This window comes from [Mycobacterium] stephanolepidis, from assembly GCF_002356335.1.
Taxonomy (GTDB): Bacteria; Actinomycetota; Actinomycetes; order Mycobacteriales; family Mycobacteriaceae; genus Mycobacterium; species Mycobacterium stephanolepidis.
Genome location: NZ_AP018165.1, coordinates 2,000,872 through 2,016,190 on the forward strand (window position 1 = coordinate 2,000,872; position 15,319 = coordinate 2,016,190).

Consider the following 15,319-nt stretch of genomic DNA (forward strand, 5'->3'; position numbering starts at 1 on the left):
TCGGGTAATACTGACCGGGTGACTCTTTCCGATGCCGCGCTCGCCGCAGAACTCGCCCACGAAGCCGGACAGCTGCTGTTGCAGGTGCGTGCCGAGCTTGGGTTCGACGACCCGAAGGGTCTGGGGGCGGCCGGTGACAAGCGTGCCAACGCGCTGCTGCTGGAGCGGCTGGCGACCGAACGGCCCGCGGACTCGGTGCTCTCCGAGGAGGCCGTCGACGACAAGACCCGCCTCGGCGCACAGCGGGTCTGGATCATCGACCCGCTCGACGGGACGCGCGAGTTCGGAATCGAGGGGCGCGACGACTGGGCGGTGCATGTCGCGCTGTGGCAGGCCGACGATCATGAAGGGTCGATCACCGACGCCGCGGTGGCGCTGCCCGGACTGGATACCGTGTTCCGCACCGACGAGACCCGGGTGACCCTTTCGGCGCGCGCTGACACGGATCCGATCCGGGTGGTCGTCAGTGCCAGCCGGGCACCGAAGTTCCTCACCGATATGGCCGAGCGGCTCAACATGGAGCTCATTCCGATGGGGTCGGCCGGGGCCAAGGCCATGGCGGTCGTGCGCGGTGAAGCCGACGCCTATCTCCATGGCGGCGGCCAATGGGAATGGGACTCCGCGGCCCCGGCCGGGGTGGTGCTGGCATCCGGACTGCACGCCTCCCGGCTCGACGGGTCCCCGCTGCGGTACAACGAGTCACATCCGTATCTGCCGGATCTCATCATGTGCCGGGCCGATTTGGCGCCGTTGCTGCTGGACGCGGTCGCCGGACGCGCCTAACCGCTCGGTGCCGCGTCGTCGTCGAGGCGGAGCTGGCGCTCGCGTAACCATAGGTAAAGAGGTATCCCGCAGCCGATCCCTACGAGGATTGACACCGGGAACAGCAGCCACCAGTAGGGGGTTCGGGTGCGCCGGTGGTCGCCAATCGCCCAGGCCCAGAACGCCACCAGCACCACGCCGATATCGCCGAAAAGCTGCGAGGAAGGCCAGTTGGCAAACCAGGATGTGAAGAAGAGCTTCGCATCGGGACCATGCTGGATACAGAATCCGATGGCAGAGCCGTTGAGCCCCACGAAGCTGATAATGGCCAGCGCGAGCATCACCCGCTCAAGTGTGCGAGTGCGTTGGCGCTGAGGGGTTTTAGCCCCGGTGGTGTTGGCTGTGGAGTGGGTCATCGAATCACTCCGCCACGCCGGCGCTCAGTGGGCGATTGCGCGTTGCGATTGCTTTACTGAATTCGAGTGCATCCCAACCAGTTTCGACTGGCGTGAGATCGCCGGGATTCACAAATCGCGCTCCGCCGCGTACTTCGCGCTGTAGGTCACGCCCCGTGATCGCACTGGCCGCCCATCGCCCGCTCAGCAGCGCCGCCTCTGTGCCGGGGCCCCATGAGGTACTTGAGCCAACGAGGAACAGTCCCTCGATCTCGGTGCGAACGCCTGGCCGTAGCGGACCGAACTGCCGTGTGTTGAATTCGATTCCGTACGCGGAGCCCTCCGAGGATCGGGTGTAGCGCTCCTGGGTCAGCGGTGTGCTGGCCTCGCGGTAGACGATCGAGTCTTCGAGACCGGGGAACACCGTGGCGGCACGTTTGATGAGGATATCGGTGAGGTCTTCCTTCATCTGCTGGTATTCGGGCACGCGGCGATACGAGGACTCCGATCCTGGTTCGATATGCCACAGCCGTGGGTTGTACGGCAAGGGCAGCATGATCTCGATCGAGGAGTGCCCGGGCGGCGCATAGCGGGTGCCGTGAGGATCTTTCAGGTTCGAGCAATGAATGTATGCCGGGGCGAGGTCGCGAATCAGGTCCAGCCATTCCTGCGGCGTCAGGTCCGGGGCACTGATGCGCCGCTCCAACTCGTCGAAGTCGACCAGTGTCGGGAAAACGAATGCGTCCCGGGGTGGCGTCGTCTCGGTGAGATTGAGGCTGGAACCGATGTACACGTTGAAGAACGGCAGGGCCATGCGGTATTTCTCGACGCGCCGCACCGTGCGACTCTTCACGTGTTCGTGCCCGACAAGATCACGGTACGTCTTCTTGATGTCGGCATTGGAGACGACGACGGCCGCGGAGAATTGTTGACCGTCCTCGAGGCGTACGCCGGTGACCGCGCCCGACTCGATGATGATTCGGGAGACCGATGCGTTGGTGAGCACCTTGCCGCCCGCCGACCGCACGACATCGGCCAGATGTGCGGAGAGCACTTGGCCCCCACCCTTCGGATACCAGGTTCCGCCCTCGATGAACATGGATTGGAACACCGCGTAAACGGCGAAGGGGAGTCTGCTGGGTGGTGCGTCGACGCTGCCGAACGGCGGGGACAGGACGATCTGCAGGGCCGGGGAGAATCCGAAGAGCCGGAACACGCGCGACATGGGCAGGCCCAGCAGCGGGGCAGCGATACCCGAGCGCAAAACCCCCGCTGCGGTACGCCCCAGACTGGACAGGCCGCGGTCCCGGTCTAGTCCACGGCCGGCACGACGAACGAACGTGACGAACCGCCGGATCTTTCGTTCCTCGTCGGGAAACGCATCGATGAGCCGGGCGAGGTAGTTGTCCCATCCTCGCGGCGTGGTGAATGTGTGCCCCGGCAGCGTGTACGTCTCGACTCCCTTGCGGTCGAGTTCGATAAATTCCACGCGGCCTTCACCGCCCAGACTCGTGAACAACGCAGGAAGAATGCCGTCCGGGCCGCAGTCGCCCATGTGGTGCACGCCGACATCCCACTCCCACTCACGTTTACGCCGGAACACATGAGATGAGCCACCGATAACGTCGTACTGCTCGAGGACCAGCACCTTCTGACCGATTGCGGCGAGGTGCGCAGCCGCCGAGATGCCACCGAGACCGGACCCGATGACGATCGCGTCCCATTTTTCTGCTGCCTGCTGCATTGAGGGCTCCTCCGGCGCTCGTGGTGGTGCGACGCGTCTGGCGATCCGCACCGGGAAAACCGATCGGTCTACCGGAAGTAGACCAGTCGATATACCTGGGGTCAAGTACCTCACGCACCGAGGCAACCCGGCGGCCCAATAAGCTGTGCGCATGCAGTCGTGGGCGTCGCCGCCAGTTCCTGAGCTCGACGGTCGTGGTCCGCAGCTGCGGCTGTACGACACCGCCGATCGTCAGGTGCGGCCGGTGACGCCGTCGTCCGGTCCGGGATCCAGCGCGACCATGTACGTGTGTGGCATCACCCCCTATGACGCCACCCATCTGGGCCACGCCGCAACGTATCTCACGTTCGACCTGATCTATCGGCAATGGCTCGACGCGGGCCTAGACGTGCATTACGTACAAAACGTCACCGACATCGACGACCCGCTCTTCGAACGTGCCGATCGCGATGGCATCGATTGGCGCGAGCTGGGGGACCGGGAAACCGACTTGTTCCGGGGTGACATGACCGCGCTGCGGGTGTTGCCGCCACGGGAGTATGTGCGCGCCACCGAGTCGATTGCCTGCATCGTCGAACTGGTCGAGAAGATGCTGGCTTCGGGCGCCGCGTACGTCGTGGACGATCCCGAGTATCCGGACGTCTACTTCCGGGTCGACGCCACCGAGCAGTTCGGCTACGAGTCGGGATACGACATCGAGACCATGTCACGGCTGTTCGCCGAACGCGGCGGCGATCCGGACCGGCCCGGCAAGGCCAATGAACTGGATGCTCTGCTCTGGCGCGCAGCGCGGCCGGGAGAGCCGAGCTGGGAGGCTTCGTTCGGATCGGGCCGCCCGGGCTGGCATGTCGAGTGCTCGGCGATCGTGTTGCGCGAGCTCGGTGCCGGTATCGACATCCAGGGCGGCGGCAGCGACCTGATTTTCCCGCACCACGAATACAGTGCCGCGCACGCTGAAGCCGTTACGGCGCAACGCCGTTTCGCGCGACACTATGTGCACGCCGGGATGATCGGCTGGGACGGGCACAAGATGTCCAAGAGCCGGGGGAACCTGGTGAAGGTTTCGGTGTTGACGGCCGACGGCGTGGATCCGGCGGCGATCAGGCTCGGGCTGTTGGCCGGCCACTATCGCGCCGACCGGTCCTGGAGTGATGCCGTGCTCTCCGATGCACAGGCCCGGCTGGCCCGTTGGCGCCACGCGGTGGCACTGCCCGCCGCGCCGAGCGCCCGCGACGTGGTGTCTCGGGTGCGGCGCTATCTCGCCGATGATCTCGATACGCCAAAAGCGCTTGCCGCGCTGGATAACTGGGTGACCGATGCGCTGGCATACGGCGGACACGATGCTGCGGCGGGCGCACACGTACGTCATGCGGTGGATGCCCTACTGGGAGTGCAGCTGTAGCGTCGGGCCATGGGTTCAACGCTGAACAACATTGCCGGCAAGACAGTCATGATCACCGGCGGCGCCGGCGGCATCGGTGTGGAAGTCGCACACAGATTGCACGCCAAGGGTGCCAACCTTGTGCTGACCGATCTGGACGAGACAAAGCTTGCGGCGGTTGCCGACGATCTGGGCCGGGATCGAGTATTGGTGGCGGTCGCCGACGTGTGCGATCTGGCAGCGCTGGAAGGGGCCGTCGCCCAGGCGGTCGAGCGATTCGGCGGCATCGACGTGGTGCTGGCGAACGCGGGCCTGCTGACGTTCGGCTCGGTGCTGCAGGTGGACCCGGCGACCTTCAAGAAGCTGATCGATGTCAACGTCCTCGGGGTGTTTCACACGGTGCGCGCAGCATTGCCCTCGGTGATCGAGCGCAAGGGCTATGTGCTCATCGTGTCTTCCCTGGCCGCCTACGCGGCGGCACCGGGGGTCACGGCGTACAACGCCTCCAAGGCCGCCGTCGAACACTTCGCGAACGCGTTGCGTCTGGAGGTGGCGCATCGAGGTGTTGACGTGGGTTCGGCGCACATGTCGTGGATCGACACCTCGATGGTGAACGATCAGAAGGCCGACCTGTCGGCGTTCTCGGAGATGCTGACCCGGCTGCCACCGCCATTGAGAACCGTGACGTCTGTCGAAGCCTGCGGTAAGGCTTTCGTGAAGGGCATCGAAAAGCGGCGTCGGCGCATCAACTGCCCCGGCTGGGTGGGGGTGACCCGCTGGCTCAAACCGGTGTTGTCGACATCGCTCGGCGAACTGCCCATGCGGGGCATGATTCCCGAGATCCTGCCCCGCATGGACGCCGAGGTGGCCGCTCTACAGCGCGCCGCCCGTGGTGACGTTGGCGGCGCCTGACACTCACCGATTGATACCCACTACGGGTATGGGGTGTAGGTGTACCGTGAAGTGATGGCACCCGGCGGTGAACGCGGGCTTCGGCATCGCATCGGTGATGCTGCGGGCCCTGCTGATCATCGCGGTCGTACTGGTGCCGGTGCTGAAGTGTCCCGCGGCGCGGGACGCGGCCGCTGGAACCACGGGCACGTCGGCTGCATCTGTTCACCTCGCTGAGGTGCCGTATGTGCTCGCTTCTCTGCCCGGTGCCGAAGATCATCACGACTGTTACCCGCTGCCCGCGGTCATCGCGGCGGCGTCCGGCGTGTTCTCGGGGTGGGCCATCGCGCTCACGGTCGTGGCGTTCGTGGCACTCGCGGTGTACACGATGTGGCGCCCAACCGCGCACGGTCCGCCGCGGGGGCAGCCCCACTGGTTGTTGAGCGACGGCACTGATCGTCTCGTGCATTTTTGCGTGATGCGGCGCTGAGCGCTTTCTGCATATCCGCCGCACTGCTAGCTCCCGACAGCACGCCCCATTGCCTCGCGGTGAGTTGCGATGCGCTGGCGTGTCACCAATCATGCATGACTCCAACACTTTTCAGACAAGGACACGATTATCGTGGCTACATCATCTTTGGCTGCGCCGCGCGCAGTCGCCGGTCGCCTTGGCGGATCGGCATTGGCGGCAGGGTTCGCCGCCATCGCGTTGGCGGTGCCTGCTTCCGCGGGTCCGACGCAACCCGGGCCGCAGGCGCCGGGTAACGCTCAGGCCCTGATTGCCGCATTGAAGCTCCGCGGTGATCAGGTCATCATCAACCGCAGTGGGCCGCTCAAGCCGCTGTCGCAGTGCACCGCAACCTCGGTGCGGGTCGGTCGGCACATTTACGACCAGGTGCCGCAGCGCAAGGGCCCGACAAAGCGCCAGCTGGCCTCCCACGTCATGTACGTCACCGTGCAGTGCTAGGGAACGTCATGTACCGCAACATTTTTCCTTATCGGTCCATCGTGGCGGCAACAATCCTCGTGACGGGGCTGGGCGTCGCCACGTCTCCGGCCGCCTCGGCCGGTCCAGCGTCACCCGATGCGCTGCAGGTGATCACACAGTTGCAGCGCCAAGGTGACACGGTCGTTGTCCAGCGCACGGGCGACAAACCGCTGCAGATGTGCGCCGTGACATCGGTGCGCGAAGGAGCGTCCCAATACTGGTGGACTCGGCCCCGTATTGCCGATCCCAACCGCGCGAAACGTGCCAACGGAATGGGGACGCAGCTGATGTACCGCACCGCGTACGTCGACGTTCAATGCTGACCGTGCGCCGGGCGGCCCGCTTTCGTCGGTGTCCGTCGCCCGGATCGACGCTCGTCGGGGCCGCACTTGTCGCGGCGTTGCTCGCGGCCCCGGTCGCCCAGGCCGGACCGGGTGCGCTTGGCGACGCCCAACAGGTCATCGATGGCCTCAAGGCTCAGGGCGACAAGGTCATCGTCACCAAGACCGGCAACAAGCCACTGTCGCACTGTGTGGCCACGCGGGTCCGCAAAGATCTCGACATCTTCGGCAACCCGCGCATCTACCCGAACATCTCGTCCGGCCCGACCAGGCGAGTGTGGCTGTACAGCGTGTATCACGTCGATATCCAGTGTTGAAGCCTTGACGTATACCCCCTGGGGGTATCTAATCGGGGTATGAGTACGCACCGGGACCACTCTGACCATCCGTCGTCTCACGCGTCTGCCGCAACGTGCGACTCGGATCACCATGGCGCGCATGGCGGCATGGCAGATTCGGATCATCCCGAACATCCGCATCACGGCCACGCGGGTCATGGTGATCATGTCGGGCAGTTCCGCAGGTTGTTCTGGATCATGCTGGGGCTTTCTGTGCCGGTGGTCGCGTTCAACGACATGTTCGCGATGGTCATCGGCTACCAACTGCCCACCACCGGCTGGATCCCGTGGATATCACCGATTCTCGGCACCGTCATCTACTTCTGCGGCGGCAAGCCGTTCCTGACCGGCGCGATCGCCGAGGTGCGCGGTCGCAGGCCGGGAATGATGCTGTTGATCGGCCTGGCGATCACGGTGGCCTTTGCCGCATCGTGGGGCGCCAGTCTCGGCCTGATCGATCACCAGCTCAATTTCTGGTGGGAGCTGGCGCTTCTGGTAGTGATCATGCTGCTGGGGCACTGGATCGAGATGCGGTCGCTGGCGCAGACCACATCGGCGCTCGACTCACTGGCGGCGCTGCTGCCCGATAGCGCCGAACGCGTCGAGGGAGACGCGGTGGTGTCCGTCGCGCCGGCGGATCTTCGGGTCGGTGACATCGTTGTCGTGCGTCCGGGTGGCTCGGTGCCCGCCGACGGCCGAATCACCGAGGGCAGTGCCCATCTGGACGAATCGATGGTGACGGGGGAGTCCCATCCGGTGCGCCGGCAGATCGGCGATCAGGTGGTTGCCGGAACCGTGGCCACCGATTCGGGCCTGCGTGTGGAAGTCACCGCGGTCGGTGATGACACCACGCTGGCCGGGATTCGGCGGCTGGTCGCCGACGCGCAGGCCTCCAGCTCGCGCGCGCAACGGATCGCCGACACCGCTGCGGGATGGCTGTTCTGGTTCGCTCTGGGTGCCGCCGCGCTGACTGCCGTGGCCTGGACGATCCTGGGGGAGCCCGACACCGCGGTGGTCCGCGTCATCACGGTGCTGGTGATCGCCTGCCCGCATGCGTTGGGTCTGGCCATTCCTCTGGTCGTCTCCATTGCCACCGAGCGTGCGGCCCGGGGCGGCGTATTGGTGAAAGACCGCCTGGCCCTGGAGCAGATTCGCACCGTGGACGTCGTGCTGTTCGACAAGACCGGAACGCTGACCAAGGGTGCTCCCACCGTCACAGGTGTCGAACCCGTCGACGGACGCGATGCCGACACCGTGCTGGCGCTCGCGGCCGCGGCCGAGACCGACAGCGAGCATCCCCTGGCTCGCGCGATCGTGGAAGCCGCTCGCGGCCGGGGGCTACTTGTTCCTGCCGCGAGCGGCTTTTCCTCCGAGCCTGCCCTGGGGGTTACTGCGGACGTCGCAGGCGTGCAGGTCGCCGTCGGTGGCCCTGCTCTACTGAAAAGGCATGGTGCGCAGGAGCTACCGATCGCCGACAGATGGCGTACCGAAGGCGCGATCATTCTGCACGTGCTGACCGATGGGCGGGTCGCCGGCGCGCTGCGCTTGGCCGATGACATCCGGCCGGAGTCCCGGGACACCGTCGAGGCGCTACACCGGCTGGGTGTATCGGTGGTCATGATCACCGGTGACGCACATGCCGTGGCCAACACGGTGGCCGCTGAGCTCGGCGTGGATCGGGTGTTCGCCGAGGTGCGGCCGGAGGACAAGGCGGCAGCGGTGGCGCAGTTGCAATCCGAGGGGCACACCGTGGCGATGGTCGGTGACGGTGTCAACGACGCCCCCGCGCTCGCGCAAGCCGATGTGGGTATCGCGATCGGAGCGGGGACCGATGTCGCGATCGCCTCTGCGGGTGTCATTCTGGGCAGCTCGGATCCGCGGTCGGTGCTGTCGGTGATCGAGTTGTTGCGTGCCAGCTACCGCAAGATGAAGCAAAACCTTTGGTGGGCAGCCGGATACAACCTGATCTCGGTTCCGTTGGCGGCCGGGGTGCTCGCCCCGATCGGATTCGTGCTCCCGATGAGTGTGGGGGCCATTCTGATGTCGGCATCCACCGTGGTGGTCGCGCTCAACGCACAGCTACTGCGCCGCTTGGATCTCCGCCCCGAACAATCTGTGCGAAGAATCCTTACGGGTTAGTCGCGCTCCGCGACGATGATCCGCTGGTCCAGCATGTGCGTCGGGTGACTCGCCTCCGGGAGCGTCAGCAGCGGGCGGAAACCGGCCTGGGAGAGCTGATCATTCCACTCGTTTTCTGAGAGGAAGACACGGGTGCCGCGCCTGATGTCGGATTCGCCGGGGCGCCGCTGGCCGGAGGGCGCCGACATCAGGAATTGGACCGAGTTCAGCACCTGGTAGTTGGCCTTGCACGATTCAATCAGGACGATCGCGCCACCTGGATTGACCATGTTGTGGAGCTGGAGCAGGGTGTGTCCGATATCGAGCGCGTTGTGAAGGCTGTTCTCTGCGATGACGATGTCATAGGACTGACCGGCCAGGTCGGTGTTCATGTCCATGAGCCCGTAACGGATCTGCGGATACTTGCCAAACTTTCCTTGTGCGGCGGTGAGGAAGAACCTCGATACGTCTGTGAAGTGATAGTCCCACTGCGCCGATAGTTCGTGTAGTCCCGCGACCACTTCGCCCGTGGTGCTGCCTGTTCCTGCGCCCAGTTCAAGGATTCGCACAGGCGAGCTCTCGCCGCGCAGCCGCGAGGCAATATCGATAACTGCCTCGCGCGCAGCGAGATTGAGATATTTGCTGGCCAGGTTGTCGCGATGGGCGGCCTCAACTACAACCATGTCGCCGTTGCGGAACAGCAGTTCCTGAATGCTCACGCGGTCTCGCCCCAGATCGGCAAGGCGTTCGTTGCAGTTACCCATGAACTCCGCCAGCTCTCGTGGGTAGCCAAGATCCGCGCATACCGTGTAGATGTCCGCGCATGATGGAGACGGTACGGGCGTGTTGGTCCGGTACCGCTCAGCGTCGTAGGCGAGATGACCGTGTTCGGTAAGAACTTCTAGCCATTGTCTTAGGAGCCACTGGTGCCGAGGGGCGAACTCAAGTTGCTGTGCGATGTGGTCGGCTGAAAGTCCTGCGCCCTCCCGTAGCACAGGTTCGATGAGCTCGAACGTTGCACGCATCCCAAAAAGATCTAGGTCTCTGCGGGCAGACCTCATCCGGTCGATGTCGAGATTTTGTGGCATCGATCGCTCGGCCGCCTGTGGTGCGATCTCTGCAAGCGTGAGGGGTTTGGCCTGCTCGGCGGTGGGCGAGCTGCCAGTGGCCGGCGGTGCCGCCGGCGGTGTCGCTTTATCGATTGACGCTATGACGTCATCGACTGACGCACCGCCGAGAAGGTCGGCCACCTCTACTTCGTAATGGAACTCTTCGATGACACGTCGGCGAAATTCCAATGCCTGCAACGAATCCACGCCAAGGGCCACCATGGGCGCGGTGGTGTCTATTGTGTCCACGCGGTCGTTGCCGATCACGTCGGACAGCAGCCTGATCATCCGGGCGCGCACGTCGCCGCTGGGCGTACTCGTTCGCCTCTCCTGGGTTTCTGGGCGGTCTAATCCGTTATCCGCCTGCAGGCCCGAGAGCAATGGACCGTAGCCGTAGAGCCCGAAAACCGAACGTGCTTGGGCCACATCGAATGCCACGACAATGGCGTTACTTTGCAACCTGCTCATACCCAGCGCGAGTGCTTCAGCTGGGCGCATGGGGTGGACGCCCGTGGCGGCGAGCCGCGCAGCGCCGGACTCTCCGAGCTCGAAATGTACTGCCCACTGTCCCCATTGCACTGACACACAATCAAGGCCTTCGCTGCGCAACCGATGCGCCATGGCGTCCAGCATCCTGTTGGCAGCCGCGTACACGGTTTGACCGCGCCCAGCGATAGTCGCCGCCATCGAGGAACACAGCACGATACGGCAGGAGTCGGTGCGGGGAAACGTCCGGAGCACATGCGAGATCCCGAGGATTTTGGCTTGCAGTACCGCGTCGACCTTCTCGTTGGTCACGTCGGCGAAGTCGATATCGGAATAGTCCACGGCCGAGTGGATGATCAAATCCGCCGGCGTATCACCGGATTGCCCCGCGAGTCTGGCTACCGCGGCTTCGTCACTGATATCGCAGGAAACGACGTTGACGTCTGCCGAGGTTTTCCTGCGTATGTCGTTGAGACGCTGTGCGACTGCTGCAGTTTCGCCCGATCGGCTTACCAGGGTGACGCGCCGGGCTCCATGCTGCGCAAAGTGTTCGCAGAACTCAAGTCCCAGTTTTCCGGTACCGCCGACTATGAGTACATGCTCCCGGCTGACGGAGTCGGGTGCCGGTGTGTCGCATTCGACAGCACGCTTGGCGTACAGGGTGCCGTCTCTGAGTGCGAGTTCTGGCTCCCCGGCGGTGTGCAGCGCCATCACGACAGTTTTTGCGGAATCCGATTGTGCTGATTCAGATGTCAGATCGAGGTGACGGAATCCGGTTCCCGGGTGCTCGGCTCCGATGCTACGGAATCCGGCACTGGCGGCCGCGTGGACAGGATGGGGTGGAGGGTCGCCGACGATGACAGCTTCGCCGCCTACCGTCACCAACCAGTAGTCGGTGACCGCACTGTCGCGACCGGGCCACCACGTGTGCTCCCCGAAGAACGAGGTGACTTCGGAGACGGACTCGTGATCCGTGGGTAACGGACTCTCGGGCAGCAGGACAACAACGGCATCGAATTCGGAAATGCTGTTGTCCGGATCGATGATTCGGGCTGTGGAGCCAGTGTCATCGGCTGCGGAACACAACGCTGCGGCTAGCTCGGCGCATTCACCGGTGTGGTCGACGATACCGAATGCGCGTGGAGGCGTGAGAGAACGTTTCGCCAGCCGAACCCAGTCCTCTCTGAGCAGCCGTGCGGGGACCGCTGTCTTGTCGGTCTCTGGTGCAGTGGTTGAGGGCGACACTTGGTTGAAAACGGCGGTCGGAGCCGTCAGAGCGGATGGAGTGGTGTACGGCAGCCACAGCGTGATGTCGTTGGTCTGGACATTCGGGAAGTCGAGCAACGGCAAGCGAGGGTGCCCAGTTGCGTTTTGGTGCAACGATTCCCATTTGTACCCCAGATCGTGCACCATCAACTGTGCGAGATTCAGGGTGAACTCGTCGAGTCGGTTGCCCTCTCTGGTCGACGTCCCGACGACACGGCCTGGTAGTTCTGCAACCCGGAGATTCTCCTGGATGGCGAGCTGAAGTGCCGGGTGCTCCGCCAGCTCCACGAAGGTGTCGGCGCCACTTTGGGCCGCAGCCGTAATCGCACGGTCAAACCTCACCGGATTGCGCAGATTCCAGAACCAGTATTGGTCCATGGGCAGATCGGCGGTGATCGGGGCCCCGAGTGTGGCTCCCAGGCAATCGATCTCGGAGTTGTCGAACTGCAGAGTGCTGAGCCTGTCGCGTAGTGCTTGGCTCACCTCGGTGCCGATCGCGTTGATACCGCTGGTGTGTGCTGGGTACTGGACGGGGATGACTCTCGCGAACACTCCGCGCGCGGTGAGTGACTCCACGATATCCCCGATGGTCTCGCGGTCTCCGGAGATGCCGGCCAGAGAAGGGGAGTTGATCACCGAAACCTCGGCCCAACCGGAGCGCCGTGCAAGGAGTTCCTCGCAGGTGTCTCGGTCGGCGGCGGCGACAGCCATGGCGTAGGTATCGGCTCCGAATGCGTCGACGATTCCGGCGCGTACGCCCACGACCGTGACTGCGTCGGCAAGCGACATCATTCCGGACACATATGCGGCGGCGATCTCGCCCTGGCTGTGTCCGACGGTGACATCGGGGATCACGCCCACCGAGCGCCAGATCGCGGCCAGGCCAACCATCTGGGTGAACAGCGCCGGCTGTACGACACGTGCACTGTCGTCGGCTGGAGTGTCTGCGTCCAGTAGGTAATTCAGCGGTGATTGGCCAAACTTCGCCTCGAAAAGCGCGGAACACCGATCGGCCTCGGCCCGGTACTCCGCGAACGCGTCATAGAACGCCCGCCCCATGCCGGGACGCTGTCCGCCCTGGCCGGGAAAGACGTAGCCGATGCGATGCGTGTTGGCGGATTCGGTGCCCCGCACCACGCACGAGTGGTCCGTACCGTCGACTACCGCCTGCAACGCACTGAGCAGTTCGTCGCGATCACGCACCATGAGCAACGTGCGGTAGCGGCGAGCAATCCTCGTTCGGAAGATCATGTCCGCGATCCTGTCGGGGGACACATTCGGATGCTCGAGTGCATACGTGAGGATTGCGGAAGCCTCTTTGGCCACCAACTCGACTACGTCGGCCGAAAGAAGCACCGGAATGGTGCCATTCGGCAATCGATGACTAGAAATCTCCGCCGTCCTCTCCCTCTTCAGAACATGCCGGCATCGCGATGATGGCGTGTGCATTGGATCCGCCGGCCCCGAACGAGGACACAGCACCATAGCGATTCCCGTTCTTTGGCTCCCAGGGATGCAGTTTCGTCGCCAACCGCAGGCCGGTCATGTTCCAGTCGACCGTGGTTGTCGGGTTGTCCGAGAACAGAGTTGGTGGAACGTGTCCGTTCAGACCTGAGAGAAGCAACTTGATGAGGCCGATCATGCCCGCCGCTGCTTGAGCGTGCCCGGCATTCGACTTCGCCGACCCGAGCAAGGCCTGAGATCCGCCGGCACCGTAGGTGCGTTGCAGTGCTATCAGTTCCAGTGGGTCACCAGCCCGGGTGGCTGTGCCGTGGCCTTCGATCATGCCGATGTCGGCGGGATCGATCCCGGATGCGGCGATGGTGGCAGCGACGAGTTTGGCTTGGGCGCCGCTACGGGGTACCAGAATGGGCTTGCCCTTGCCGTTGTGATTGGTACGGATGGCCATGATGCGCCCATATATCCGATGACCGAGGCTCCGCGCCCGAGACTCACGTTCCACCACAACTACGCCGGCACCTTCACCCCATAGGGTGCCGCTGGCGTCATCGGCATAGGAACGGCAGTGCCCGTCGGAGGCCAGGGCGTGGAGCTTTGCGAACTCGTAGAACGCCCCGGGACTGCCCATGACACAGACCGCACCGGCGAGCGCCCACTCGCATTCCCCGGCGCGCACCGATGAGGCGGCCAACTGTAAGGCGGACAGCGACGAGGCACATGCCGAGTCCACGCACATCGACGGGCCGGTCAGTCCGAGGCCGTGGGAGACACGGGCCGCAACGCCAAGTTGTCCACCACCGACAATGCGGTAGCCGGTGTGCTCATTGGCCTCGCCGGCTCGCGGACCGTACTCGCCGGGGGAAGTGCCAAAGAAGCAGCCGACCTCGGCACCGTCGAGTGAACCGGGATTGATTCCGGCGTTTTCCAACGCCTTCCATGCGACGCGTACACCTACGCGCTGCTGTGGGTCGGAGGCCAAAGCCTCCCGCTGCGTGATGCCGTAGAACGCGGGGTCGAACGATGCCGCGTTGGTGATGAACCCGCCGGCGTCACAGACGTTTCCCCAACCCTCCAGCTTGGATACCGAAAGCAGGTCGTCGACAGGCCAGCCACGATCACGGGGGAACGGACCGATGAGTTCCCGACCATCTGCCAGAGCCGCCCAGAATGCCCCGGGCGTTTCGATGCCGCCTGGCGCCTCGATCGACATGCCCGAGATAACAATTGGGTCGGATTCCATTGCGGCGGTCGATGACATCTGACTCATGCTGATGTAGAGCTGGTGCGCTTGGCAGCTGAAACCATCAGCTCGGCGACTGCGTCGCTGTGGGTGTTCAGGTAGAAGTGCCCACCGTCGAACATGGTGACCTCGAGATTGTCGGTGTGCTTGCCCCAGTCATAGAGGTCCCGCATGGTCACCACGGGGTCTTGATCACCACCGAGGGCATGGACATGCGCTGAGACCTTGACGTCTTCGGGGCATGAGTACGTGTCGAAGGCCTTGTAGTCCGCCTTGATCACGGGTAGCGCAAGTCTCATGACGTCCGGGTTCGCCATCACCGAGGAATCGGTGCCCTCTAGGTTTCCCAGATGCTGCAGGATCAGGTCGTCCTCGGTGGGATGGCGTGGCTTGCCTGCTGCGGCGCTCGGAGCGACTGCCGCCGACACAGTCACCTGGCCGACCGGAATGCCCGCCTTCTCCGCGAGCCTGACAAATTCGAAGGAGACTAGCGCTCCCATGCTGTGGCCGAAGGTGAACAGTGGCAAGCCTCGGTTGTGGTCGGACCCTTTGAAGTCGGCCAGTGCACCGGCCGCGATGTCTTCGAGGGTGCCTAGAGCAGGCTCGCCGCCTCGATCTTGGCGTCCAGGATACTGGAAAACGAGGACGCTGAAATTAGCGGAGAGAGTCTTGGACAGCGCGCGATAAGCCGAGGCCCCCGAGCCCGCATGTGGAAATATCAGCAACAACGGCGAATCTGGCACCTCCGGCTTATGGAATTTCCTAATCCATCCGAGTTTGCGATACACGACCTGCGCCT

13 protein-coding genes are annotated in these 15,319 nt (G+C 64.1%); 8 read left to right on the top strand and 5 right to left on the bottom strand.

The annotated features are described in order from the left end of the window. The first annotated feature begins 18 nt into the window (after positions 1-18). Complete coding sequence (locus MSTE_RS10055; protein WP_096500883.1) at positions 19-783, top strand: 3'(2'),5'-bisphosphate nucleotidase CysQ; 765 nt, start codon at positions 19-21, stop codon at positions 781-783. Here the strand turns inward: MSTE_RS10055 and MSTE_RS10060 are convergent. Both MSTE_RS10060 and MSTE_RS10065 read right to left on the bottom strand, forming a co-directional pair. Further along, a complete protein-coding gene (locus MSTE_RS10060; protein ID WP_096500885.1) occupies positions 780-1,178 on the bottom strand; it encodes a DUF2834 domain-containing protein in 399 nt (132 codons plus the stop codon). The genes MSTE_RS10055 and MSTE_RS10060 overlap by 4 nt on opposite strands. Positions 1,179-1,182: 4 nt before the next feature. Next, on the bottom strand, positions 1,183-2,901 hold the full coding sequence (locus MSTE_RS10065; protein ID WP_157997675.1) for a phytoene desaturase family protein: 1,719 nt from the start codon (positions 2,899-2,901) through the stop codon (positions 1,183-1,185). 151 nt (positions 2,902-3,052) lie between these two features. On the opposite strand from MSTE_RS10065, the gene mshC reads away from it, so the two are divergent. The 7 genes from mshC to MSTE_RS10100 all read left to right on the top strand — a co-directional run bounded on the left by mshC (position 3,053) and on the right by MSTE_RS10100 (position 8,979). Then, complete coding sequence (gene mshC, locus MSTE_RS10070) at positions 3,053-4,303, top strand: cysteine--1-D-myo-inosityl 2-amino-2-deoxy-alpha-D-glucopyranoside ligase (protein WP_096500889.1); 1,251 nt, start codon at positions 3,053-3,055, stop codon at positions 4,301-4,303. A 9-nt stretch (positions 4,304-4,312) separates the two neighbouring features. Further along, entirely contained in the window at positions 4,313-5,194 is an 882-nt protein-coding gene (locus tag MSTE_RS10075; RefSeq protein ID WP_096500891.1) for an SDR family oxidoreductase, read from the top strand. 67 nt (positions 5,195-5,261) lie between these two features. Next, a complete protein-coding gene (locus MSTE_RS10080) occupies positions 5,262-5,663 on the top strand; it encodes a hypothetical protein (RefSeq protein WP_096500893.1) in 402 nt (133 codons plus the stop codon). Between the two features lie 132 nt (positions 5,664-5,795). Next, a complete protein-coding gene (locus MSTE_RS10085) occupies positions 5,796-6,140 on the top strand; it encodes a hypothetical protein (RefSeq protein ID WP_408645880.1) in 345 nt (114 codons plus the stop codon). An 8-nt stretch (positions 6,141-6,148) separates the two neighbouring features. After that, on the top strand, positions 6,149-6,484 hold the full coding sequence (locus tag MSTE_RS10090) for a hypothetical protein (RefSeq protein ID WP_231897041.1): 336 nt from the start codon (positions 6,149-6,151) through the stop codon (positions 6,482-6,484). Positions 6,485-6,486: 2 nt separating this feature from the next. Then, positions 6,487-6,819, top strand: a complete 333-nt coding sequence (locus MSTE_RS10095) for a hypothetical protein (RefSeq protein ID WP_231897042.1) — start codon at positions 6,487-6,489, stop codon at positions 6,817-6,819. A gap of 219 nt (positions 6,820-7,038) precedes the next feature. Then, on the top strand, positions 7,039-8,979 hold the full coding sequence (locus tag MSTE_RS10100; RefSeq protein ID WP_096505697.1) for a heavy metal translocating P-type ATPase: 1,941 nt from the start codon (positions 7,039-7,041) through the stop codon (positions 8,977-8,979). On the opposite strand, the gene nbtC is transcribed toward MSTE_RS10100, so the two are convergent. The 3 genes from nbtC to MSTE_RS10115 are packed head-to-tail and all read right to left on the bottom strand — an operon-like array spanning position 8,976 to position 15,308. Next, on the bottom strand, positions 8,976-13,148 hold the full coding sequence (gene nbtC, locus MSTE_RS10105; protein WP_231897091.1) for a nocobactin polyketide synthase NbtC: 4,173 nt from the start codon (positions 13,146-13,148) through the stop codon (positions 8,976-8,978). The two genes, MSTE_RS10100 and nbtC, sit on opposite strands and share 4 nt — an antisense overlap. A gap of 55 nt (positions 13,149-13,203) precedes the next feature. Next, positions 13,204-14,538, bottom strand: a complete 1,335-nt coding sequence (locus tag MSTE_RS10110; protein ID WP_096505699.1) for a beta-ketoacyl [acyl carrier protein] synthase domain-containing protein — start codon at positions 14,536-14,538, stop codon at positions 13,204-13,206. Positions 14,539-14,543: 5 nt separating this feature from the next. Continuing rightward, positions 14,544-15,308, bottom strand: coding sequence for a thioesterase II family protein (locus MSTE_RS10115; protein ID WP_096500901.1), 765 nt, complete (start codon positions 15,306-15,308; stop codon positions 14,544-14,546). Positions 15,309-15,319 lie beyond the last annotated feature (11 nt).